The sequence below is a fragment of the Spiroplasma endosymbiont of Notiophilus biguttatus genome, from assembly GCF_964030985.1.
Lineage (GTDB): Bacteria > Bacillota_I > Bacilli_A > Mycoplasmatales > VBWQ01 > Spiroplasma_E > Spiroplasma_E ixodetis_A.
In genome coordinates, this window is sequence record NZ_OZ034993.1 from 1,247,053 (window position 1) to 1,270,230 (window position 23,178).

Here is a 23,178-nt window from a genome sequence, read left to right on the forward strand (position 1 = left end):
TTTATTTTACTAATATCTAATTATAGTTTTCAGAAATAATAATGTATATAAGTTATTGCCAATAAACGTAAAATTCCGATAACTTTTTCAATCATCATAATAATAAACGGTAAATGTTTTTTTCTCATTGTTAATTTGTAAATCATTAATTTTAAATTCATAAGCACCACTACTATTAGGAAATTCATTATCCAAATTTAAATTATGTCGATTAATAACACGATTATTTCCTACTGCAGAACCATCATTATTAACTAAAGCAATTGGTAAACGATTAATATTTCCCAATGGATTAAAAAAAGCTCATAAAGCAATAAAAGCATATAAAAATGGAATAAAACATAGTGCAATACTTTTAATAATTGTTCTTTTATTTTTATAAATGTGTTTAGTCCCCACTGCTTTAAAAACCATTTTAAATTCTTGAATAGTAATTTTAAATTTATTTAAAAGTTTTAACACTTTGTTACTCCTTAATAGATTATCTTTAATAAATTTAGTTATAATAATATTATAAATACATTTGATAAAAAGGGAGAAAAAATATTATGTTACAATTAACAATTAAAGGTAAACCTGTTCATATTAAAAATGAAATAATCAAAGTTGGAGATACTTTATCATTTTCTGCAGTTGATAAAGCAATGGATAATATGAATTTAGAACAATTCACTAATAAATTTAAAATTATTTCTAGTGTACCTAGCATTGATACTAAAACTTGTGCCTTACAAACTATACACTTTAATAAAGAGCCTAGTAAATTAAAAGATTTAGTTATCATTACTATTTCCAAAGATTTACCATTTGCTCAAAGTCGCTTTTGTGAAAAACTAAAAATTAATAATAATTTTCATATTTGAAGTGATTATCGTAATAATGAAAATAACTTTAGTAATACTACTAATTTATTAATTGATGAAATCCAATTATTAGCACGTACTATTATCATTGTTGATAAAAATAACAAAGTTATATATTTACAAATTGTTAAAGAAGTAACATTAGAACCAAACTATGATGAAGTTCTAAAATTTATTAAAACTTTAACATAAAAAATAAGTTAGGTAATATTTTAAAAATAAGTATTACCTAACTTATTTATCAGTAGAGTTTTAAAAAAAACTATTTATTTTGAAAATGAAATATGTTTTTTTGATTGCTGATCTTTTTTAGCATTATCTGTTTTTTCTTTTTCACGTGCTGCTTTCTCAGCTTTTTGTGCTAGTCTTTCTTTCATATCTTTAGCTCTTTGCATAGCTGATTTAGTAAGCATTTTATCTACTTTTTCTTTTTCTTTTTCTTCCATAACGTGTCTCCTTTTTTAAATTATAAACTTGCTCTTCTCATATTTTTAACTGGTGATTTCTTTCTAATATCTTCTCTTTCAAGATTATCATTTTTTTCAGGATTTTCAAATAAATTTCTTACATTTTCCATTATTTTTTCTTTTTGAAATTCTTCTCATACTTGTTTTGGTTTATAAAAAAAACAATCACACATATGCTTTTTAGTTGTATCACTTTCATTAAAAACTTCTTTTATTTTGCTGATATCTCTAGGTTTTAAATTTTGTGAAAATTCAACTGTTTCATTTCAATGTTCAACTTTTTGACCATAAATTTTTGAAAATTCTTGAGTTTTTACATCTTGTTTATTTTTTTCAAATTTTTGACTTAATTCTTTTTGAATATTTTCAAATGTTTTACTTTTATTACTATCTCAAATTTTACCAAAACTTTTTGCAAATGCTTGTACTTTTGCTTCACGCGTTAAACTTAAAAATCATTGTTTTGATTTTTTCTTTCCTTTTCTTAATTCTTTTTGTACTTGTAAATCTTTTTTACGTTTTCAATTAGGCAATAATCATGCTTTTATTTTATCTTTATATGTTTCTCATGCTATAACAGTTACACCAACAATAACTCCACAAGTTACAGCAATTATTGCTCCTGCAACAGGTGGTGCTACAAGAGGAGTTATTAATGGACCAACAACTAAACCACTTAAAAGACCAATACCAGCTCAAGCAACTAAAAACATTGTTACTTTTAATGTTTTTCAGAAAATTTTTTTAAATTTTGAATCTTTTATATTAGTGTCTCACTCTTCTGTTTGTCATTGATTAACACTATTAATAAAATCTAAAAATGGCATTCTAACAATAGTTGTCGTATCATCTTCAGTTAATTTAATAAATTTCTTATTGTTTGCAATTTCATTTTCATTAAATTCACTGAAGAATTGATCACTACTTAAATGTCTAATCTGTTGAACAACTTCATCTTTTTCAAGATAAATTAGTTGTTGTCAAACTTCTTCTTTTTCATCATCATGTAATTCTAATAATAAAACGGGTTTATTATTAATTTCTATTATTTCATCATAAATAAAATAATTCTGATTATTTTCTTCAATAATTGTTTTAAATTGAGAATTTTTTATATCTTCATCTTCATTTTCTTCACTTTCAAATAGAAAAGTTTTACCATTATGTCAATTTTCATCATTTTCTTTAAATTTTGTAGAAACAGCATTTTTATCATCTTTATCATTAAATTCTGCTTCGATAATAGGTGTTGTTGGTCACATTTTAGTGTCTCCTTTTAATTAAAAAAAGCCATTTACTTTAAAATAAAGCAATGGGTAAAAAACTTATATGTTTAATATTTACATTTTATCAAATATTATATAATTTACAATATTTTTTTAATATAACAACGAATGAATATAATTCAAAGCACGACTATTATATTTTTGTAAATAGGACTTAGGAAATCATAAACTAAAAGTCATAGTTTCACCATTATAACTAGGTGGTAATCCACCACGTTTAATTATTTTTTTAGTTTGTCTTTTAGATAAGACTTACTGCATAACTAGTTAACTTTTTATTTTTTTGTTATTATTAAAATAAAATTTGAATAGTTAAGGATAAACTTTATGACATATTTTGAATTAAAAGATAAATCTGATCAATATTTTCGTAAAATAGTGGGTATTAATAAACTCGTTTTTAACGAAATTTTAAATATTTTATTAGAACATCAAAAACTCAAAACTACTATTGGTGGAAGGCCATATAAAATGTCAATAGAAGATCGACTAGTAATGAGTTTAAGATATTTATATGAAAATCGTACATATCATAGTATTGGTGCTGAGTATGGTATGGTTGATACTACTGCTTTACGAAATATTCGTTCAATTGAAGATATTTTAATAAAGAATAATAAGTTTAATAATTTAACAAATAAAAATATTTTTTTAAAAAGAAGAATTAAAAAATAAAATTTTGATAATTGATGTAACAGAGGTAGAAACAGAACGACCAAAATATAACCAAAAAGATTGATTTTCTGGTAAAAAATGAATGCATACTGTTAAGTTTCAAACCGTAATTAATGCAAATACTAATGAAATTTTAAATATTTTTTCTGATATTGGTAAAAATCATGATTTTAAAACTTTTAAGAATTCAAAGTTAAAGTTTTTACCAGAAACTATAATTCTTGCAGATAAAGGTTATCAAGGTTTACAAAAAATTCATGCTAATACATTTTTACCCATTAAAATTAGCAAAAATAATCCTAAAACAAATAAAACCAAAATCTTTAATAAGATTATTAATAAAACTCGTAGAAAAATTGAACATGTTTTTGCATTTTTAAAATGTTTTAAGATTATTGGTTATAAATTTAGAAAAGCCAGAAAACGAATATTTTTAAGATTTAATTTAATTGCAGGATTTTATAATTTATCATTAAAACTTAAAAACGTTATGCAGTAAGTCTTTTGTAAAAATATAATAACCATTATATTGTTCATAAAATTCACAAGATATTAATTCATTTTCATTTGTAGTAATATCTGAAATATTTTTAATATATTTTAAAATTTCACTACCTTTAATACTTTCAATATCTTTTGTAATTGATTTTTTACCTAATTTATAATTAAAATCTTCAATTATTTTTAATGTTATTTTTTTATTTTTTTGATTAATAGTAGTATCTTTAATTGAAAATCATGTTTCATATTCACCAATTTCTAATAACATACCTTTAGTTGTTTCTCTAACTTTATTTTTAATATCTAAATTAACATTAATCATTACATATCCTTTCTATGTATAAGCCTTTTATCACTGTAGGTGATAAAAGGCTTATATACTACTAACTAAATACTTCTACTACTATACGTAAGGCTTATGCTACTGTAAGTAGCATAAGCCTTGGAGGGTAGGGGTTCTAGGGGAAGGGAACCAAAAAATATCAAGTTTTAAAAGAGCAACATAAAAATTACTATTTGCAAATTCCTATACAATAGCTTTTATAATTTTTATTAAATTTGGAATAATTAATTACTTTAATAAAGTATAGGTTTAATAAAATAATTAATTATAATTGTTCAACAATAGACTTACTGCATAACGTTTTTAAGTTTTAATGATAAATTATAAAATCCTGCAATTAAATTAAATCTTAAAAATATTCGTTTTCTGGCTTTTCTAAATTTATAACCAATAATCTTAAAACATTTTAAAAATGCAAAAACATGTTCAATTTTTCTACGAGTTTTATTAATAATCTTATTAAAGATTTTGGTTTTATTTGTTTTAGGATTATTTTTGCTAATTTTAATGGGTAAAAATGTATTAGCATGAATTTTTTGTAAACCTTGATAACCTTTATCTGCAAGAATTATAGTTTCTGGTAAAAACTTTAACTTTGAATTCTTAAAAGTTTTAAAATCATGATTTTTACCAATATCAGAAAAAATATTTAAAATTTCATTAGTATTTGCATTAATTACGGTTTGAAACTTAACAGTATGCATTCATTTTTTACCAGAAAATCAATCTTTTTGGTTATATTTTGGTCGTTCTGTTTCTACCTCTGTTACATCAATTATCAAAATTTTATTTTTTAATTCTTCTTTTTAAAAAAATATTTTTATTTGTTAAATTATTAAACTTATTATTCTTTATTAAAATATCTTCAATTGAACGAATATTTCGTAAAGCAGTAGTATCAACCATACCATACTCAGCACCAATACTATGATATGTACGATTTTCATATAAATATCTTAAACTCATTACTAGTCGATCTTCTATTGACATTTTATATGGCCTTCCACCAATAGTAGTTTTGAGTTTTTGATGTTCTAATAAAATATTTAAAATTTCGTTAAAAACGAGTTTATTAATACCCACTATTTTACGAAAATATTGATCAGATTTATCTTTTAATTCAAAATATGTCATAAAGTTTATCCTTAACTATTCAAATTTTATTTTAATAATAACAAAAAAATAAAAAGTTAACTAGTTATGCAATAAGTCTATAATACAACTTTATTATAATCATCAACATTAGTATAAATATTTAGTTTAAACTTAACTAAAAATAACAAAATACGCATTCTTTTAACTTGAACAATATACTCTACTTTTTCACGTGCTTGTTTTGATATTCTATCGGGGTGTTGTTCAATCATATACATAATTCCATTAAAATTATGAACTATTAATTTACAAAACATTCCCAAACTTTCTTGTGTTTCTTTAAATTCGGGTGACAAATCATTACTATTAATTTTCAAACCTAACTCATCTAAAACAACCATATCACACTCTTTAAAAGCATAATTACTATTTAATTGATTAAATTTAAAAACATCATCATAAGAACAACGATAACTATATTTATTACGTACTTTAATAGGAATAGGACTTACTACCCTACCTTTATGTTTTTGTGCTAAACAACAAGCAAGGGCAGATTTACCAGTACGTGGTGGTGCTGAAATAATATAACTACCTACACGTTGTAATATCTTTATATTTTTTTCTAGTTATTAAAAATGGATAAAGTATTATTAATAATATAACTCCTAAAAGTAAATAACCATATCAAGGCATTATTTCAACTCCTAACCAACTAAAAATCCAACTGCTTTTAAAAATACTCACAATGTTAAAACTTGTTCTAAACCACTAGTAAAATCAACATTTAAAACAGAACTAATAGTATCATCAAAAATACGTCTCAATAATCCATCAAGTTTAGCAAAAAATTCTCTTAATGGTTCAACTGGTAAAATTTTACCAACAACACCATAAAGTACTCATCTAAAAACATTACGAAAATGCCCAAAAACATCATATCAACTCACACGTTCATACTCAGGATTAAAAGGACTATTTGGTGGTACTGGAACAATATCTTTGGAAGAAAAAATATTCATCTGGCCAAAATTTACATGCAAATTATCACCATAATCAGTTAATGAAGTTAAATCAAAATTGATAGTTAAATTTTTTAAATTAGGAACACGAACCGGCATAGTAACAAAATTATATTTTCCTAAATTATAAACACTATCTTTATCATTTAATACACCTTTAAAATTATAACGAATATTACCTTCATAATCTAAAAACGAAAATGTATAAATAGAAGAAAAATAGACTTACTGCATAACTAGTTAACTTTTTATTTTTTTGTTATTATTAAAATAAAATTTGAATAGTTAAGGATAAACTTTATGACATATTTTGAATTAAAAGATAAATCTGATCAATATTTTCGTAAAATAGTGGGTATTAATAAACTCGTTTTTAACGAAATTTTAAATATTTTATTAGAACATCAAAAACTCAAAACTACTATTGGTGGAAGGCCATATAAAATGTCAATAGAAGATCGACTAGTAATGAGTTTAAGATATTTATATGAAAATCGTACATATCATAGTATTGGTGCTGAGTATGGTATGGTTGATACTACTGCTTTATGAAATATTCGTTCAATTGAAGATATTTTAATAAAGAATAATAAGTTTAATAATTTAACAAATAAAAATATTTTTTTAAAAAGAAGAATTAAAAAATAAAATTTTGATAATTGATGTAACAGAGGTAGAAACAGAACGACCAAAATATAACCAAAAAGATTGATTTTCTGGTAAAAAATGAATGCATACTGTTAAGTTTCAAACCGTAATTAATGCAAATACTAATGAAATTTTAAATATTTTTTCTGATATTGGTAAAAATCATGATTTTAAAACTTTTAAGAATTCAAAGTTAAAGTTTTTACCAGAAACTATAATTCTTGCAGATAAAGGTTATCAAGGTTTACAAAAAATTCATGCTAATACATTTTTACCCATTAAAATTAGCAAAAATAATCCTAAAACAAATAAAACCAAAATCTTTAATAAGATTATTAATAAAACTCGTAGAAAAATTGAACATGTTTTTGCATTTTTAAAATGTTTTAAGATTATTGGTTATAAATTTAGAAAAGCCAGAAAACGAATATTTTTAAGATTTAATTTAATTACAGGATTTTATAATTTATCATTAAAACTTAAAAACGTTATGCAGTAAGTCTAATATTTAAAATAAGAAGCACTAAGATAAAACATAAAACCTTGAATATAAAAACTTAACGGTTTTGTAATTTCTAAATCCCAAACTTCTCACAGGATCGATAAGAAAGATATTGAAATTAAACTATTAAACAAAGAAATTGATAAACTTAGAAAACAAGCTTTAAAAGATGAGGTTGAAAAAGAACTTTTAAAGGAGCAATTAGCCTGTGAAAAGAAATTAACAAGGGGAAAAAATAGTAAATTATTAAAATATAAGTGTTTTTTAATAGTAGAAAAATATAAGCAAAAAGGTCATCATTTAAATAAAATTATTGTTTACATAGCTATTAGCAAAACAGCATACTATTTATGAGTAAAAAAAGGTAAAAAGCAATATCAATCAAAAATTAATGATAATTTGATACAAGCAATAAACAAAATAGTTCTCATTAAAAATGAAAAAAAGTACATTAATATCACTAGTTTTGAAAAAGTAAGATTAGAGTTAAAAATAAAAAATAAAGGTCTTAAATGCAGTAAAACAAGCATAAAACAAATATTAAAAGATAATAATATTAAATTATTATTAGAACCTAAATCAACAAATAGAGTAGTAGAAAATAGTGATTTAAAAAATAATAAAGATTTATTAAAACGTAATTTTTCAAGTAATAACTTTCTTGAAAAAGTTGGTATGGATGGCACATGATTTAAAAATATAATTATTGGTGATAAAAAAACAAATTTATTAGTTGTTTTTGCTACTGATATGTACAGTAATTCAATTGTTGGCTGAAAAATAAACAAAAGTGAAAATGCCAAAACTGTGTTAAATGTGGTTAATCAAATAGAATTAGCGAGTGCTAAACAATGTAATTTTACGACTATTCAATCAGATTTAGGTTCTGCTAATACAAGCGAAATTGTTAGTAAAGTTTTTAATACAAGTACTAATCTAATTCATTCAAAAAGTCTATCAGGTTTTAAAGGTAATCAAGTTAGTGAATGTTTAAATCGTTGAATTAAAAGAGATTTTAAAATGATGTTTGGTAGCACTTTTGAAAGTATGGAAAGTTTTAATAAAATATTAGAAAAATTTGTTAGATATTGAAACAATGATAGAATAGTTATTAGATTGAAAATGCCTCCAAATCAATTTGTACAGATTTGAAGACAAGAAAGTAAACTTATCTAACCAATGCCTGCTAAATTAAAAGGTACAACTACTACTGGTACTTGTTTTTGTAAAAAACCAGCAACTCATTTAGTTTATTTTTGACGATAATAAGATAATATAATTTTTAAATAATTTAATTAACTACTAGATGAGAATTAAAAATAAATTCTTTATCTAATTGATTTTGATATTCTGGATTTGTTATTAATCTTTGTTTTAGTTTTGGTTTATAATAAGTAAAATAAATCGGAATTTTACGCTTATTGGTTAACACTTAATTCTTAATAAATAATTTAATTATGATATTTTTAAATGTGATTTTTTCTTTACGGTTATTATATTTAAAACAAAATTCATTTAAATAAGATTGGAGTCATTTTTTTGAAACTCAATGAAATTGGCCGATAAAACCTCTTTTTAATATTGCTCAAAAACTTTCTATTGTATTTGTATGAATACCATTATAAGAAAAATATTTTTTGTGATTAACTTGTTCATGTGGTAAAATTTTATTCATTTTATAATATCCACGATATTCATCAGTAAAAAGAATAGAATTGTTAATATCAACATTTTCTTTAACTATTTTCATTAAATCTTCAGATTTAATACTTTTATTTTTTGCATGAAATAATTTAACATTACCATTTCGTTCAATAATGCCAACAACACACTCTTTACTAGTTCCTCTACCACGTAATGAGTTATTTTTATTATCAACATCATTATATTTACGCGGTTTTCCACCCACATATGTTTCATCCATCTCTAATATTTTTGCTAATAATTTAATCTCATCATTAGCCATTGCCTTTCTAATTTTATGCATCATTTTTCATACAGTTGCTAAACGTAAATTTAAGTCTCTTGAAGCTTGAGATGATGATAAACTTTTTTTAGCATTAGCCATTAATACTATTAAAATAAATCACTTTTGAAGTGGTACACGTGTATGATGAAAAATAGTTTGAGCAGTTACACTAAAAGACTTATGACATTTTTTGCATTTATAACGCGACTCTTTTAAAACAGAGTTAACTTTTTCACTAAAACAAAAAAGACATTTTGGTTTGTTATTTCATCTTATTTCTTCTAAAAATTTTATACAAGATTCTTGGTTTGGAAATTTATTTATTATGTCTAAAATATTCATTTTCAATCACCTTTAATTAGATTTTATTTTACTAATATCTAATTATAGTTTTCAGAAATAATAATGTATATAAGTTATTGCCAATAAACGTAAAATTCCGAAAATAAATATTAGCAAATAGTTTAATAACATTGATTGATAATTAACAAAAATATTTAAAATATAATTTAATCAATAAGTAATCATTGCAACTTGTTAAATGATTATGATATTATAGTTTTATGATTACTTTACCTGAGCATATTAAAGGAGAAAAACATGAGTTATAATCACCAACAAATAGAAAAAAAATGACAACATTATTGATTAAAAAATGAAACTTTTAAAACAAACATTGATGATACTAAAAAACCAAAATCATATATTCTTGATATGTTCCCTTATCCTTCAGGTTCAGGTTTACATGTTGGGCATCCTAAAGGTTATTGTGCTACTGATGTTATTTCACGAGTTAAAATAATGAATGGTTTTAATGTTTTGCATCCAATTGGTTGAGATGCTTTTGGTTTACCAGCTGAGCAATATGCCTTAAATACAGGTAATAATCCAGAGAGATTTACTAAACAAAATATTAATAATTTTCGTAAACAATTACAAAGTATTGGTCTAAGTTTTGATTATAATAAAGAAGTTAATACTACAGATCCTCAATATTATAAATGAACACAATGAATTTTCATTAAACTTTATGAACAAGGGTTAGCTGAAATTAAAGATGTTGAAGTTAATTTTTGTGAACAGTTAGGAACTGTTTTAGCTAATGAAGAAATAATTAACATTAATGGTCATATGGTTTCTGAACGTGGTAATTTCCCAGTTATTAAAAAACCAATGCGTCAGTGGGTTTTAAAAATTACTAAGTATGCTGAACAATTATTAAAAGGATTAGATGATTTAGATTGACCAAATAGTATTAAGGAATTACAACGTAATTGAATTGGTAAAAGTGTTGGAACACTAGTTGATTTTATAGTTGAAAATAGTAACTGTAAGGTTTCTATTTTTACTTCAAGAGTTGATACTATTTTTGGTGTTTCATTTTTAGTACTTGCTCCTGAACATCCATTAATTCATGATTTAACAATTAGTGAATATTCGCAAGCAGTTACTCAATACTGTTTAGATGCTAAAACTAAAACAGATTTAATCCGTCAAGGAGATGATACTTTAAAATCGGGTGTTTTTACTGGAAGTTATGCTATCCATCCTTTTACTAAAAGTAAATTACCAATCTGAGTTGGTGATTATGTTTTAAATCATTATGGGACAGGAGCAATTATGGGTGTTCCTGCACATGATAGTCGTGATTTTATTTTTGCTAAAAATAAAAAGTTACCAATCATTTTTATTATGAAAACTAATAATAAAAATGAACCATTTTTGGGCACTAGAGAATATATTAACTCTGATTTTATTAATGGTAAGGATTTAGAAACAACTACTAATTTAATTGTTAAAAAATTACTAACTTTAAAACAAGGAAAAGTGCATACTGCATATAAGTTACGAGATTGACTTTTTTCTCGTCAACGCTATTGAGGTGAACCTTTTCCAATAATTTATTGAGAAGATGGTACAATATCAACAGTAGATGAACAACAATTACCAGTATTATTACCAAAAATGACTAATATTAAACCATCTAATTCAGGGAATGCGCCTTTAACTAATGCACCAAATTCCTGATTACATGTAACTAGAAAAGATGGTGTAAAAGGAAAAAGAGAAATTAATACAATGCCACAATGAGCAGGTAGTTGTTGATATTATTTAGCATATATTTTAAAAAATGATGATGGTACTTATTGTGATTTTAATAGTGCTATTGCGCAAAAACGTTTTAACTATTGATTACCGGTTGATTTATATATTGGTGGTCAAGAACATGCTGTCTTACATTTATTGTATGCTCGTTTCTGACATTTAGTGCTATATGATTTAAAACTAGTTAATGTTAAAGAGCCATTTTTAAAATTGGTAAATCAGGGTATGATTCTTGGTAAAAATAATGAAAAAATGTCTAAATCACACGGTAATGTTGTTAATCCAGATGATATTATTAATGAATATGGTGCTGATACTTTACGAATATATGAAATGTTTATGGGACCATTAACAGCATCTTTACCGTGATTAAATAGTGGTTTAGTTGGTTGTTATAAGTTTTTAATGCGTATTTATCGTCTTGTTAATAAAGATGAGTATAAAATAAAAATTACTACTAAGAATGATAAATCATTAGATACAATTTATCATCAAACTGTAAAAAAAATAACTAATGATATTAACGATTTAAATTTTAATACTGCTATTGCACAACTTATGATTTTTATCAATGCTTGTTATAAAACACCAACTATTTATCAAGAATATTTAGTTAATTTTTTAAAATTATTAAATCCATTTGCTCCACATATTGCTGAAGAATTATGATTTCAATTTGGCAATAAAGAAAGTATTAATAAAAGTAAGTTTCCAAGTTATGATGAAAAATTTTTAATTACTAGTGAAGTTACTATTGCTATTCAGATTAATGGTAAAACGAAAATAACTTTAGTAGTAAAAGAAAATTTAAACAATCAAGAACTTTTAAAAGTAGTTAATAATGAAGAAAAAGTAAAACATTGATTGCAAGATAAAACAATTATTAAGACAATTTGTATACCAAATAAGATTGTTAATTTTGTTGTTAAGTAAAGGAGGAATAATGAAAGTTGCTATTATTTTTGCAGCAGGAATTGGTAGTAGATTACAACCTATCTCAAATAATATTCATAAATCGTTAATTAAATTTAAAGGTTTAACTTTAATTGAACATATAATTAATCATTTAATTGAAATACATGATTTAAAAAAAATTATTGTCATTACTGGTCATTTAAAAGATGAATTTAATTTTCTTACTCATAAATATTCGAAATTAATCTTAATAAATAATCAACATTTCCTTGATTATAATAGTGGTTATGCTTTGACATTAGTATCATCATATTTTAATGGTCAAGATGATATTTTTATTATTTCTGGTGATATGATTAGTACAAAAAATAATTTTTTAAATAATTTTTCAACTAATATGATGGCCACTATTAATCGTGATCATAATAATATCAAAGAAGATTGAAGTTATAAATTAAACAAGGATGGTAATATTATTGATATTATTAAAAGTAAAAAAAAGGATAGTTTCTTGGCAGGAGAATGAAGTTATATTACTAAACAATGAGCAAAAGTTCTTGGTGAAGATTTAATAAATCCACACCAAGAACTTGTATTGCAAACAACAATGGTTGGTAAATATTTAATTAGTAGTAGTATTAAACATAATTTTGAATTAAAACCTTATGTTTTAACATTTGATTCACATTGGGATGTTGACAATATTATTGATTTAGAACGAACTAATAAGTATTTTAAATAATTTAAGTTGTTAATTTTTTTCCAGAAGTTGCTGTTGAAACTACTGGAATTTCTTCACCATTACAACTATGTGCAACATTTTGGAATGTATTAGTAGTATTATTACCATTTAATTTTAGTGTTTCTGCTACTGATTCATTTTCTGGATCTAGTGCATCTACTTCTTTAAAACTAACTTGTCCATTACTATTTGTAGAAACATTATTTTTTTGATTAACATTATCTTTATTATTAATAATATTAACTGACTGATTTAGTTTAGGTTTTTTAGTTCGATTATTAAATAGTGAAACTAAAAGTTTTTTTAGTCATATGTATGGAAAAAAAGAAATATAAGCGACATCTTTTGCAAATTTTACAATTCAATTTCTACTACCACCAGAAGAAGTATTTGCTTTTTCTTTTTTATCTTTTTCACCTTGTAATTTATCAAAAATTTCTTTACTTGGTTGTTGCTGTTGTTGTGCTGACATAATTTTCACATCCTTTTTATTTAAAAATAATTAGGTTCCACTTATCTAACAAAAAAGAATAAGTCGAACCTAATGGTCTTTAATAATTTAGTTTATTATGATGTTAGTATAACATATTTTCAATTTTTAAGCACAATAATTAAAAAAATAACATCCTTACTTTTAATTTAATAAATAGACTTACTGCATAACGTTTTTAAGTTTTAATGATAAATTATAAAATCCTGCAATTAAATTAAATCTTAAAAATATTCGTTTTCTGGCTTTTCTAAATTTATAACCAATAATCTTAAAACATTTTAAAAATGCAAAAACATGTTCAATTTTTCTACGAGTTTTATTAATAATCTTATTAAAGATTTTGGTTTTATTTGTTTTAGGATTATTTTTGCTAATTTTAATGGGTAAAAATGTATTAGCATGAATTTTTTGTAAACCTTGATAACCTTTATCTGCAAGAATTATAGTTTCTGGTAAAAACTTTAACTTTGAATTCTTAAAAGTTTTAAAATCATGATTTTTACCAATATCAGAAAAAATATTTAAAATTTCATTAGTATTTGCATTAATTACGGTTTGAAACTTAACAGTATGCATTCATTTTTTACCAGAAAATCAATCTTTTTGGTTATATTTTGGTCGTTCTGTTTCTACCTCTGTTACATCAATTATCAAAATTTTATTTTTTAATTCTTCTTTTTAAAAAAATATTTTTATTTGTTAAATTATTAAACTTATTATTCTTTATTAAAATATCTTCAATTGAACGAATATTTCGTAAAGCAGTAGTATCAACCATACCATACTCAGCACCAATACTATGATATGTACGATTTTCATATAAATATCTTAAACTCATTACTAGTCGATCTTCTATTGACATTTTATATGGCCTTCCACCAATAGTAGTTTTGAGTTTTTGATGTTCTAATAAAATATTTAAAATTTCGTTAAAAACGAGTTTATTAATACCCACTATTTTACGAAAATATTGATCAGATTTATCTTTTAATTCAAAATATGTCATAAAGTTTATCCTTAACTATTCAAATTTTATTTTAATAATAACAAAAAAATAAAAAGTTAACTAGTTATGCAGTAAGTCTAATCATGAATTTATTTAAAAATATTTATTTTTTTTACGGACTTCTTCCCCACATGTACTTGTGGAGGGAACAATGAAACTGAATGAGTTCAACAATGCTTTTCAAACTGAACAGTAATGTCTTGCATATATAGCAAATTTGAAAGAAAACAAATGTATTAGGTGTTCTAGTTTTAATTTGAATACTTCTGATTTAAAAAGAATAAGATGTTTGAAATGTAATCAAACATTTAGTATTCTCACGGGTACCATATTTTCAAGGGGCATCAGTCACTTAAGTTTACCAATTAATATTTTCAATCTGTAATATAATTAAAAATAATTAATACAGAAGGAGAAATTATGAATTATAAAGTTTATTCAAAAGAAACAAAATTAGCCGTTGTTAATGAGTATTTAGTTGATAAAAAACTAAAAATACATGAAATTCAAGTCAAATATAAATTATCAACTCCAGTATTAATTTATAATTGGGTTAACCAATATCAAATTAAAGGTGAAAATGCATTCACCAAAATTTCTAAATCCCAAACTTCTCACAGGATCGATAAGAAAGATATTGAAATTAAACTATTAAACAAAGAAATTGATAAACTTAGAAAACAAGCTTTAAAAGATGAGGTTGAAAAAGAACTTTTAAAGGAGCAATTAGCCTGTGAAAAGAAATTAACAAGGGGAAAAAATAGTAAATTATTAAAATATAAGTGTTTTTTAATAGTAGAAAAATATAAGCAAAAAGATCATCAATTAAATAAAATTATTGTTTACATAGCTATTAGCAAAACAGCATACTATTTATGAGTAAAAAAAGGTAAAAAGCAATATCAATCAAAAATTAATGATAATTTGATACAAGCAATAAACAAAATAGTTCTCATTAAAAATGAAAAAAAGTACATTAATATCACTAGTTTTGAAAAAGTAAGATTAGAGTTAAAAATAAAAAATAAAGGTCTTAAATGCAGTAAAACAAGCATAAAACAAATATTAAAAGATAATAATATTAAATTATTATTAGAACCTAAATCAACAAATAGAGTAGTAGAAAATAGTGATTTAAAAAATAACGGAATTTTACGTTTATTGGCAATAACTTATATACATTATTATTTCTGAAAACTATAATTAGATATTAGTAAAATAAAACGGAATTTTACGTTTATTGGCAATAACTTATATACATTATTATTTCTGAAAACTTTAATTAGATATTAGTAAAATAAAATCTAATTAAAGGTGATTGAAAATGAATATTTTAGACATAATAAATAAATTTCCAAACCAAGAATCTTGTATAAAATTTTTAGAAGAAATAAGATGAAATAACAAACCAAAATGTCTTTTTTGTTTTAGTGAAAAAGTTAACTCTGTTTTAAAAGAGTCGCGTTATAAATGCAAAAAATGTCATAAGTCTTTTAGTGTAACTGCTCAAACTATTTTTCATCATACACGTGTACCACTTCAAAAGTGATTTATTTTAATAGTATTAATGGCTAATGCTAAAAAAAGTTTATCATCATCTCAAGCTTCAAGAGACTTAAATTTACGTTTAGCAACTGTATGAAAAATGATGCATAAAATTAGAAAGGCAATGGCTAATGATGAGATTAAATTATTAGCAAAAATATTAGAGATGGATGAAACATATGTGGGTGGAAAACCGCGTAAATATAATGATGTTGATAATAAAAATAACTCATTACGTGGTAGAGGAACTAGTAAAGAGTGTGTTGTTGGCATTATTGAACGAAATGGTAATGTTAAATTATTTCATGCAAAAAATAAAAGTATTAAATCTGAAGATTTAATGAAAATAGTTAAAGAAAATGTTGATATTAACAATTCTATTCTTTTTACTGATGAATATCGTGGATATTATAAAATGAATAAAATTTCGGAATTTTACGTTTATTGGCAATAACTTATATACATTATTATTTCTGAAAACTATAATTAGATATTAGTAAAATAAAATCTAATTAAAGGTGATTGAAAATGAATATTTTAGACATAATAAATAAATTTCCAAACCAAGAATCTTGTATAAAATTTTTAGAAGAAATAAGATGAAATAACAAACCAAAATGTCTTTTTTGTTTTAGTGAAAAAGTTAACTCTGTTTTAAAAGAGTCGCGTTATAAATGCAAAAAATGTCATAAGTCTTTTAGTGTAACTGCTCAAACTATTTTTCATCATACACGTGTACCACTTCAAAAGTGATTTATTTTAATAGTATTAATGGCTAATGCTAAAAAAAGTTTATCATCATCTCAAGCTTCAAGAGACTTAAATTTACGTTTAGCAACTGTATGAAAAATGATGCATAAAATTAGAAAGGCAATGGCTAATGATGAGATTAAATTATTAGCAAAAATATTAGAGATGGATGAAACATATGTGGGTGGAAAACCGCGTAAATATAATGATGTTGATAATAAAAATAACTCATTACGTGGTAGAGGAACTAGTAAAGAGTGTGTTGTTGGCATTATTGAACGAAATGGTAATGTTAAATTATTTCATGCAAAAAATAAAAGTATTAAATCTGAAAATTTAATGAAAATAGTTAAAGAAAATGTTGATATTAACAATTCTATTCTTTTTACTGATGAATATCGTGGATATTATAAAATGAATAAAATTTCGGAATTTTACGTTTATTGGCAATAACTTATATACATTATTATTTCTGAAAACTTTAATTAGATATTAGTAAAATAAAATCTAATTAAAGGTGATTGAAAATGAATATTTTAGACATAATAAATAAATTTCCAAACCAAGAATCTTGTATAAAATTTTTAGAAGAAATAAGATGAAATAACAAACCAAAATGTCTTTTTTGTTTTAGTGAAAAAGTTAACTCTGTTTTAAAAGAGTCGCGTTATAAATGCAAAAAATGTCATAAGTCTTTTAGTGTAACTGCTCAAACTATTTTTCATCATACACGTGTACCACTTCAAAAGTGATTTATTTTAATAGTATTAATGGCTAATGCTAAAAAAAGTTTATCATCATCTCAAGCTTCAAGAGACTTAAATTTACGTTTAGCAACTGTATGAAAAATGATGCATAAAATTAGAAAGGCAATGGCTAATGATGAGATTAAATTATTAGCAAAAATATTAGAGATGGATGAAACATATGTGGGTGGAAAACCGCGTAAATATAATGATGTTGATAATAAAAATAACTCATTACGTGGTAGAGGAACTAGTAAAGAGTGTGTTGTTGGCATTATTGAACGAAATGGTAATGTTAAATTATTTCATGCAAAAAATAAAAGTATTAAATCTTCAGATTTAATGAAAATAGTTAAAGAAAATGTTGATATTAACAATTCTATTCTTTTTACTGATGAATATCGTGGATATTATAAAATGAATAAAATTTTACCACATGAACAAGTTAATCACAAAAAATATTTTTCTTATAATGGTATTCATACAAATACAATAGAAAGTTTTTGAGCAATATTAAAAAGAGGTTTTATCGGCCAATTTCATTGAGTTTCAAAAAAATGACTCCAATCTTATTTAAATGAATTTTGTTTTAAATATAATAACCGTAAAGAAAAAATCACATTTAAAAATATCATAATTAAATTATTTATTAAGAATTAAGTGTTAACCAATAAGCGTAAAATTCCGAAATTATTTATTAAGAATTAAGTGTTAACCAATAAGCGTAAAATTCCGTAAAATTTTACCACATGAACAAGTTAATCACAAAAAATATTTTTCTTATAATGGTATTCATACAAATACAATAGAAAGTTTTTGAGCAATATTAAAAAGAGGTTTTATCGGCCAATTTCATTGAGTTTCAAAAAAATGACTCCAATCTTATTTAAATGAATTTTGTTTTAAATATAATAACCGTAAAGAAAAAATCACATTTAAAAATATCATAATTAAATTATTTATTAAGAATTAAGTGTTAACCAATAAGCGTAAAATTCCGAATATTTTTACCTTCTTGTTGAAATATCAGCGCATATTTACTTAATTCTTCTCTTAAACTAAATCTTCTAATAAAATTAGGATAATTAGTTGTATATAAAGATATCTCGTGATTTCAAAGTGTTTTATAAGCATCAGATAATTCTTTTGCTAAAACTTGCGATTTAGTTCCATAATATTTTGGGACAAGACTAAAATCTGGAACATCAGTAACAACAATATGTTGGATGCCTTTATTAATTAATTCTTGAATTATATCCCCTTCTTTTATAATTGCATTTCAAGTCCTTTATAATAGTTACCATCAATAGCAGCCAACATATCATTATTTCCTGATTCAAGAAAGACTAAATCGTCACTTTGTAAATCTTGATGTTGAGATAATAAAGTATTCATTTGATGCTCAAGACTAAAACGATTTGAATAAATGTTCCTGTTCATGAATCATTTTCAGCTGCAACAGCGCCATTAACCGCATAATTATTACCAAATTGTTCATAAGTTGCTGCATCATTTAAAATCCTATATTTTCATCCTGCTTGTAAGTTTAAATGTAATTTATTAGCTAAAATTTCAGCTGCAACCTTACCATTACTGAAAGAACGATTTAAATAATACGGATCTCCTAATTCTACTTGAGCGACTCATCAAGGTGCTAATGGTGATTTTTGCACAAAGTCACTCCCAGCTCCAACAAAACTCCCAGTATCAGAAAGACTATCACCAAGAACATATAACTGATGATAATCAATAACTGTTTTTTCTGTCTTATTATTGGATGTAATAGTAGTTATCAACATTGAAGGTAATAACAAAATTTTTCGGAATTTTACGCTTATTGGTTAACACTTAATTCTTAATAAATAATTTAATTATGATATTTTTAAATGTGATTTTTTCTTTACGGTTATTATATTTAAAACAAAATTCATTTAAATAAGATTGGAGTCATTTTTTTGAAACTCAATGAAATTGGCCGATAAAACCTCTTTTTAATATTGCTCAAACTGGATCGGCTACAATTTATTGGACACTAATTATGTAGACAAATAACAATATTTGTTAAAAGAAAGGAAATATAATTATGGCCAATATTACTTCATATACAGATGAATTTAAAAAACAAATAGTAGCTTTATATCAAAGTGGCAAATCAGTATCTTGTCTTGTTAAAGAGTACAATGTTACAAGAGCAGTTGCATATAAATGAATTAAGCAATTTACTAATTCGGGAAGTTTTAAAACTAAAGATAATCTTTCTGATTTAGAAAAACAATTAATTCAAATGAATAAAGAATTAAAACAATTACGAATAAATGAAAATATAAGATTCGCCCAATGTGTCGTTTTTTAAAAATTTCTAAATCAACATATTATTTTAATTTAAAGAAAAAAGAAGATAAAATCAAAAATAATATTTATGATCAAGCTGTTATTAGTGCTTTTAAAGGTGATTGTCAGTGATCTTAGTTATGTTGAAGTTAATGGTAAATGAAACTATATTTGCTTATTAATAGACCTATTTAACCGCGAAATTGTTGGACATAGTGTAGGTACTAAAAAAGATGCATCATTGGTATATCAAGCATTTATGCAATCAAATCGCTGTTTAAAAGATATGCAAATATTTCATAGCGATCGAGGTAACGAATTTAATAATAAAATTATTAACAAACTTTTATTAGCATTCAATATTACCCGCTCTTTAAGTAAAAAAGGTTGTCCTTAGAACCTGTTTAGAATCTTTTTAATAAAATTGAAATAAAGGAAAGAACAACCATTTGTAAACTAGTATTTAATTTTCTTTCACAATTTTTTCATAATCTTCTACATTTTTCTAATCAAGCAAAACTTCGCTCTACAACTCATCTTTTTGGTAATACTACAAAAGAATGTAATTCATTACGTTTTACAACTTCAACATTCGCATTTATAATTGTTTTGATTGCAGAAGCAAATTTTTCACCAGTATAACCAGCATCTACTATTATTTTTTGAACTGTAGAAAGATTTTCTTTTTCATTTTGAATCATTATTATAGCACTATTACGATCTGTTTTTTCTGCTGTAGTTACGTAAATTGCATGTGGTAAACCTTGAGAATCAACAGCAATATGACGTTTTATTCCTGAAATCTTTTTACCAGCATCATAACCTTTGTTTTTAGTAGTATCTGTATTTTTAACACTTTGTGAATCAATTATACAAAAACTGGTTTTTTCTTTTCGATGATTATTGATACGAACTTTTCTAACTAATTTTTTTTAAAATTAATTGTCATATGCTAGGTTCTTTACCATTATTTTTACTTCAAATTTGAAAATAATAATATACAGTTTGTCATTTTGGAAAATTTTTTGGTAACATTCTTCATTGACAACCACTTTTTAATACATATAAAACTGCACAAAATACTTCATATAAATCTAAATTTCTTGGTTTTGTTTTCTTTTTGACATTTTCTAAAATTAATCTTATGTTCTCAAATTGTTCTTTAGTGACATGACTTGGATAATTTTTATGCATATATACCTCTTATTTTAAAATATATAGTAATTTTACCTTATTCTCTAAAAGATTCTAAACAGGTTCTTATGACAATGCTGTTGCTGAAGCAACTTTTAAAACTTTCAAGACTGAATTTATTAATGACAAAAAATTTACATCATTAATACAGTTAAAATTAGAATTATTTGATTATATCAATTGATATAACAATATAAGAATCCACAGCACTTTAAACTACTTAACTCCATTAAATATCAAGAAAAAATGTCTACCAAAAAATAGTCCTAAAAAGGGTTGCCATTTCACTAATTTTATGCATCATTTTTCATACAGTTGCTAAACGTAAATTTAAGTCTCTTGAAGCTTGAGATGATGATAAACTTTTTTTAGCATTAGCCATTAATACTATTAAAATAAATCACTTTTGAAGTGGTACACGTGTATGATGAAAAATAGTTTGAGCAGTTACACTAAAAGACTTATGACATTTTTTGCATTTATAACGCGACTCTTTTAAAACAGAGTTAACTTTTTCACTAAAACAAAAAAGACATTTTGGTTTGTTATTTCATCTTATTTCTTTTAAAAATTTTATACAAGATTCTTGGTTTGGAAATTTATTTATTATGTCTAAAATATTCATTTTCAATCACCTTTAATTAGATTTTATTTTACTAATATCTAATTATAGTTTTCAGAAATAATAATGTATATAAGTTATTGCCAATAAACGTAAAATTCCGAAATTTTTAATAAATGATTTATTTTTTTCATAATTTTCCCCTTTTGTTTTAATTATATATTTTTTATTTTTCTTTTAATTATTCAATATTTTTTACTAAATATTCATCTTGAACATGAATAATATAAATGCTATTTCTAATCTCACAATATTATTATATCAGTTTATATTAACGTTATATTATCATAATGTTTCATATATATTCTTATAATCACAGTTTTATTTTTTCCTGAATAATAAACTTGAGCATTAATTTTTTTAAGATCATTCAATGTTTAAATATTTGGAAACTGTCTTCGTTTTTGATAATGTCCGGAAATTAATGCTAGTTCTGTATTAAGAGTTTTTAAAAAGGTAATAATAGTTGATGAAGTTTTTGAACCATGGTGAGGAACTTGTAGAATATTAATTTTACTTAATACAATAAAATTTTAATAACAAAACTAAACTTTTATTATTTTCAGAAACATATTGTAAATTAAAACCATAAACTAAATTATGAATTGGATTAAAACCATCAATAATATATTGCGATAATTGATTAGTATTTTCATAAATTTTATCTATTTTTAAATGCATTTTCAAAAATCCAATATTACTAACATGGTCTAAATCACGGTGAGTTAAAAATACTGCTTTTAAACTATGAATTCCTTTTGCTGAAAAATAATTATAAATAGTTGGATTACTTAGTTTTAAATCTTCTGTACCTGCATCAATTAAAATAGCAGATTTATTATAAGGACTAGTTAAGACTTACTGCATAACGTTTTTAAGTTTTAATGATAAATTATAAAATCCTGCAATTAAATTAAATCTTAAAAATATTCGTTTTCTGGCTTTTCTAAATTTATAACCAATAATCTTAAAACATTTTAAAAATGCAAAAACATGTTCAATTTTTCTACGAGTTTTATTAATAATCTTATTAAAGATTTTGGTTTTATTTGTTTTAGGATTATTTTTGCTAATTTTAATGGGTAAAAATGTATTAGCATGAATTTTTTGTAAACCTTGATAACCTTTATCTGCAAGAATTATAGTTTCTGGTAAAAACTTTAACTTTGAATTCTTAAAAGTTTTAAAATCATGATTTTTACCAATATCAGAAAAAATATTTAAAATTTCATTAGTATTTGCATTAATTACGGTTTGAAACTTAACAGTATGCATTCATTTTTTACCAGAAAATCAATCTTTTTGGTTATATTTTGGTCGTTCTGTTTCTACCTCTGTTACATCAATTATCAAAATT

At 23.6% G+C, this 23,178-nt stretch carries 33 protein-coding genes and 1 pseudogene; 17 read left to right on the plus strand and 17 right to left on the minus strand.

Features of this window, described 5'->3' with window-relative positions; translation table 4 throughout:
* Nucleotides 1–9 precede the first annotated feature (9 nt).
* On the minus strand, nucleotides 10–462 hold the full coding sequence (locus tag AAHM85_RS07520; protein WP_342261570.1) for a hypothetical protein: 453 nt from the start codon (nucleotides 460–462) through the stop codon (nucleotides 10–12).
* Between the two features lie 86 nt (nucleotides 463–548).
* Here AAHM85_RS07520 and tpx point away from each other — a divergent pair, with 86 nt between their 5' ends.
* On the plus strand, nucleotides 549–1,055 hold the full coding sequence (gene tpx, locus AAHM85_RS07525; protein ID WP_342261571.1) for a thiol peroxidase: 507 nt from the start codon (nucleotides 549–551) through the stop codon (nucleotides 1,053–1,055).
* Between the two features lie 74 nt (nucleotides 1,056–1,129).
* Here tpx and AAHM85_RS07530 read toward each other — a convergent pair whose 3' ends face one another.
* Nucleotides 1,130–1,309, minus strand: a complete 180-nt coding sequence (locus tag AAHM85_RS07530) for a hypothetical protein (protein WP_342261572.1) — start codon at nucleotides 1,307–1,309, stop codon at nucleotides 1,130–1,132.
* 20 nt (nucleotides 1,310–1,329) lie between these two features.
* Nucleotides 1,330–2,592 (minus strand): hypothetical protein, encoded by a 1,263-nt coding sequence (locus tag AAHM85_RS07535; RefSeq protein ID WP_342261573.1) that lies wholly within the window; start codon nucleotides 2,590–2,592, stop codon nucleotides 1,330–1,332.
* Between the two features lie 351 nt (nucleotides 2,593–2,943).
* Between AAHM85_RS07535 and AAHM85_RS07540 the strand changes: the two genes are divergently transcribed.
* Together AAHM85_RS07540 and AAHM85_RS07545 are read left to right on the plus strand one after the other, a co-directional pair.
* Nucleotides 2,944–3,291 (plus strand): transposase family protein, encoded by a 348-nt coding sequence (locus tag AAHM85_RS07540; protein ID WP_342260488.1) that lies wholly within the window; start codon nucleotides 2,944–2,946, stop codon nucleotides 3,289–3,291.
* 4 nt (nucleotides 3,292–3,295) lie between these two features.
* Nucleotides 3,296–3,790: a transposase family protein gene (locus AAHM85_RS07545; RefSeq protein WP_342260487.1), complete on the plus strand. Its 495-nt coding sequence runs from the start codon at nucleotides 3,296–3,298 to the stop codon at nucleotides 3,788–3,790.
* On the opposite strand, the gene AAHM85_RS07550 is transcribed toward AAHM85_RS07545, so the two are convergent.
* The 5 genes from AAHM85_RS07550 to AAHM85_RS07570 all read right to left on the minus strand — a co-directional run bounded on the left by AAHM85_RS07550 (nucleotide 3,764) and on the right by AAHM85_RS07570 (nucleotide 6,273).
* Nucleotides 3,764–4,114 (minus strand): hypothetical protein, encoded by a 351-nt coding sequence (locus AAHM85_RS07550; RefSeq protein WP_342261574.1) that lies wholly within the window; start codon nucleotides 4,112–4,114, stop codon nucleotides 3,764–3,766. The two genes, AAHM85_RS07545 and AAHM85_RS07550, sit on opposite strands and share 27 nt — an antisense overlap.
* 308 nt (nucleotides 4,115–4,422) lie before the next feature.
* Nucleotides 4,423–4,917 carry a transposase family protein gene (locus AAHM85_RS07555; RefSeq protein ID WP_342260487.1) on the minus strand — a complete coding sequence of 165 codons (495 nt, stop codon included), beginning with the start codon at nucleotides 4,915–4,917 and terminating at the stop codon, nucleotides 4,423–4,425.
* Nucleotides 4,918–4,921: 4 nt separating this feature from the next.
* Nucleotides 4,922–5,269, minus strand: coding sequence for a transposase family protein (locus AAHM85_RS07560; RefSeq protein ID WP_342260488.1), 348 nt, complete (start codon nucleotides 5,267–5,269; stop codon nucleotides 4,922–4,924).
* A gap of 77 nt (nucleotides 5,270–5,346) precedes the next feature.
* Nucleotides 5,347–5,631 carry a hypothetical protein gene (locus AAHM85_RS07565; RefSeq protein WP_342261575.1) on the minus strand — a complete coding sequence of 95 codons (285 nt, stop codon included), beginning with the start codon at nucleotides 5,629–5,631 and terminating at the stop codon, nucleotides 5,347–5,349.
* 306 nt (nucleotides 5,632–5,937) lie between these two features.
* Nucleotides 5,938–6,273, minus strand: a complete 336-nt coding sequence (locus tag AAHM85_RS07570; RefSeq protein ID WP_342261576.1) for a hypothetical protein — start codon at nucleotides 6,271–6,273, stop codon at nucleotides 5,938–5,940.
* Between the two features lie 279 nt (nucleotides 6,274–6,552).
* On the opposite strand from AAHM85_RS07570, the gene AAHM85_RS07575 reads away from it, so the two are divergent.
* The 3 genes from AAHM85_RS07575 (at nucleotide 6,553) to AAHM85_RS07585 (ending at nucleotide 8,578) form a co-directional block, all read left to right on the plus strand.
* A complete protein-coding gene (locus AAHM85_RS07575) occupies nucleotides 6,553–6,900 on the plus strand; it encodes a transposase family protein (protein WP_342260860.1) in 348 nt (115 codons plus the stop codon).
* A gap of 4 nt (nucleotides 6,901–6,904) precedes the next feature.
* The gene (locus tag AAHM85_RS07580; protein ID WP_342261536.1) at nucleotides 6,905–7,399 is read left to right on the plus strand and encodes a transposase family protein; all 495 of its coding nucleotides are present in this window, start codon (nucleotides 6,905–6,907) and stop codon (nucleotides 7,397–7,399) included.
* Nucleotides 7,400–7,801: 402 nt separating this feature from the next.
* A complete protein-coding gene (locus AAHM85_RS07585; protein WP_342261577.1) occupies nucleotides 7,802–8,578 on the plus strand; it encodes an IS3 family transposase in 777 nt (258 codons plus the stop codon).
* Between the two features lie 256 nt (nucleotides 8,579–8,834).
* Here AAHM85_RS07585 and AAHM85_RS07590 read toward each other — a convergent pair whose 3' ends face one another.
* Entirely contained in the window at nucleotides 8,835–9,713 is an 879-nt protein-coding gene (locus tag AAHM85_RS07590; protein ID WP_342260524.1) for an IS1595 family transposase, read from the minus strand.
* A 258-nt stretch (nucleotides 9,714–9,971) separates the two neighbouring features.
* Here AAHM85_RS07590 and leuS point away from each other — a divergent pair, with 258 nt between their 5' ends.
* Both leuS and AAHM85_RS07600 read left to right on the plus strand, forming a co-directional pair.
* Entirely contained in the window at nucleotides 9,972–12,410 is a 2,439-nt protein-coding gene (gene leuS, locus AAHM85_RS07595; protein ID WP_342261578.1) for a leucine--tRNA ligase, read from the plus strand.
* 10 nt (nucleotides 12,411–12,420) lie between these two features.
* Nucleotides 12,421–13,134, plus strand: coding sequence for a sugar phosphate nucleotidyltransferase (locus tag AAHM85_RS07600; protein WP_342261579.1), 714 nt, complete (start codon nucleotides 12,421–12,423; stop codon nucleotides 13,132–13,134).
* 1 nt (nucleotide 13,135) lies between these two features.
* Here the strand turns inward: AAHM85_RS07600 and AAHM85_RS07605 are convergent, their stop codons facing one another.
* The 3 genes from AAHM85_RS07605 to AAHM85_RS07615 all read right to left on the minus strand — a co-directional run bounded on the left by AAHM85_RS07605 (nucleotide 13,136) and on the right by AAHM85_RS07615 (nucleotide 14,633).
* Nucleotides 13,136–13,606 (minus strand): hypothetical protein, encoded by a 471-nt coding sequence (locus AAHM85_RS07605; RefSeq protein ID WP_342261580.1) that lies wholly within the window; start codon nucleotides 13,604–13,606, stop codon nucleotides 13,136–13,138.
* Nucleotides 13,607–13,786: 180 nt separating this feature from the next.
* Nucleotides 13,787–14,281 (minus strand): transposase family protein, encoded by a 495-nt coding sequence (locus AAHM85_RS07610; protein ID WP_342260487.1) that lies wholly within the window; start codon nucleotides 14,279–14,281, stop codon nucleotides 13,787–13,789.
* Between the two features lie 4 nt (nucleotides 14,282–14,285).
* The gene (locus tag AAHM85_RS07615; protein ID WP_342260488.1) at nucleotides 14,286–14,633 is read right to left on the minus strand and encodes a transposase family protein; all 348 of its coding nucleotides are present in this window, start codon (nucleotides 14,631–14,633) and stop codon (nucleotides 14,286–14,288) included.
* Between the two features lie 217 nt (nucleotides 14,634–14,850).
* On the opposite strand from AAHM85_RS07615, the gene AAHM85_RS07620 reads away from it, so the two are divergent.
* From AAHM85_RS07620 to AAHM85_RS07640, 5 genes are all read left to right on the plus strand, one after another.
* Nucleotides 14,851–15,018, plus strand: coding sequence for a hypothetical protein (locus AAHM85_RS07620; protein WP_342261581.1), 168 nt, complete (start codon nucleotides 14,851–14,853; stop codon nucleotides 15,016–15,018).
* 35 nt (nucleotides 15,019–15,053) lie between these two features.
* Nucleotides 15,054–15,836 carry a transposase gene (locus AAHM85_RS07625; RefSeq protein ID WP_342261582.1) on the plus strand — a complete coding sequence of 261 codons (783 nt, stop codon included), beginning with the start codon at nucleotides 15,054–15,056 and terminating at the stop codon, nucleotides 15,834–15,836.
* A 121-nt stretch (nucleotides 15,837–15,957) separates the two neighbouring features.
* Nucleotides 15,958–16,632 (plus strand): IS1595 family transposase, encoded by a 675-nt coding sequence (locus tag AAHM85_RS07630; protein ID WP_342260654.1) that lies wholly within the window; start codon nucleotides 15,958–15,960, stop codon nucleotides 16,630–16,632.
* Between the two features lie 74 nt (nucleotides 16,633–16,706).
* Nucleotides 16,707–17,381, plus strand: a complete 675-nt coding sequence (locus AAHM85_RS07635) for an IS1595 family transposase (RefSeq protein WP_342261583.1) — start codon at nucleotides 16,707–16,709, stop codon at nucleotides 17,379–17,381.
* 74 nt (nucleotides 17,382–17,455) lie between these two features.
* A complete protein-coding gene (locus AAHM85_RS07640; protein WP_342261584.1) occupies nucleotides 17,456–18,334 on the plus strand; it encodes an IS1595 family transposase in 879 nt (292 codons plus the stop codon).
* 686 nt (nucleotides 18,335–19,020) lie between these two features.
* Here the strand turns inward: AAHM85_RS07640 and AAHM85_RS07645 are convergent.
* On the minus strand, nucleotides 19,021–19,488 hold the full coding sequence (locus AAHM85_RS07645; protein ID WP_342260956.1) for a hypothetical protein: 468 nt from the start codon (nucleotides 19,486–19,488) through the stop codon (nucleotides 19,021–19,023).
* Nucleotides 19,489–19,757: 269 nt separating this feature from the next.
* On the opposite strand from AAHM85_RS07645, the gene AAHM85_RS07650 reads away from it, so the two are divergent.
* From AAHM85_RS07650 to AAHM85_RS07660, 3 genes are read left to right on the plus strand one after another with little or no spacing between them, the layout of a single operon-like run.
* Nucleotides 19,758–20,027 carry a transposase gene (locus AAHM85_RS07650; RefSeq protein WP_342261585.1) on the plus strand — a complete coding sequence of 90 codons (270 nt, stop codon included), beginning with the start codon at nucleotides 19,758–19,760 and terminating at the stop codon, nucleotides 20,025–20,027.
* Nucleotides 20,012–20,143: a hypothetical protein gene (locus AAHM85_RS07655; RefSeq protein ID WP_342261586.1), complete on the plus strand. Its 132-nt coding sequence runs from the start codon at nucleotides 20,012–20,014 to the stop codon at nucleotides 20,141–20,143. Before AAHM85_RS07650 ends, AAHM85_RS07655 begins: the two co-directional genes overlap by 16 nt.
* The gene (locus tag AAHM85_RS07660; RefSeq protein WP_342261587.1) at nucleotides 20,094–20,402 is read left to right on the plus strand and encodes a DDE-type integrase/transposase/recombinase; all 309 of its coding nucleotides are present in this window, start codon (nucleotides 20,094–20,096) and stop codon (nucleotides 20,400–20,402) included. The genes AAHM85_RS07655 and AAHM85_RS07660 overlap by 50 nt, the downstream gene beginning before the upstream one ends.
* A gap of 7 nt (nucleotides 20,403–20,409) precedes the next feature.
* On the opposite strand, the gene AAHM85_RS07665 is transcribed toward AAHM85_RS07660, so the two are convergent.
* Nucleotides 20,410–21,199 (minus strand): IS5 family transposase gene (locus AAHM85_RS07665; protein WP_342260572.1). Its coding sequence is split into 2 segments (ribosomal slippage): nucleotides 20,410–20,937 and nucleotides 20,939–21,199, totalling 789 coding nucleotides; the frame shifts between segments, so codons are not numbered across the junction.
* Nucleotides 21,200–21,266: 67 nt separating this feature from the next.
* On the opposite strand from AAHM85_RS07665, the pseudogene AAHM85_RS07670 reads away from it, so the two are divergent.
* A pseudogene (locus AAHM85_RS07670) lies at nucleotides 21,267–21,521 on the plus strand (IS3 family transposase); the annotation flags it as partial.
* Here the strand turns inward: AAHM85_RS07670 and AAHM85_RS07675 are convergent.
* The 3 genes from AAHM85_RS07675 to AAHM85_RS07685 all read right to left on the minus strand — a co-directional run bounded on the left by AAHM85_RS07675 (nucleotide 21,450) and on the right by AAHM85_RS07685 (nucleotide 23,174).
* Nucleotides 21,450–21,824, minus strand: coding sequence for an IS1595 family transposase (locus AAHM85_RS07675; RefSeq protein WP_342261588.1), 375 nt, complete (start codon nucleotides 21,822–21,824; stop codon nucleotides 21,450–21,452). The pseudogene AAHM85_RS07670 and the gene AAHM85_RS07675 sit on opposite strands and share 72 nt — an antisense overlap.
* A 510-nt stretch (nucleotides 21,825–22,334) precedes the next feature.
* Nucleotides 22,335–22,676 carry an MBL fold metallo-hydrolase gene (locus tag AAHM85_RS07680; protein WP_342261709.1) on the minus strand — a complete coding sequence of 114 codons (342 nt, stop codon included), beginning with the start codon at nucleotides 22,674–22,676 and terminating at the stop codon, nucleotides 22,335–22,337.
* A 3-nt stretch (nucleotides 22,677–22,679) separates the two neighbouring features.
* A complete protein-coding gene (locus tag AAHM85_RS07685) occupies nucleotides 22,680–23,174 on the minus strand; it encodes a transposase family protein (RefSeq protein WP_342260487.1) in 495 nt (164 codons plus the stop codon).
* Nucleotides 23,175–23,178: the final 4 nt, after the last annotated feature.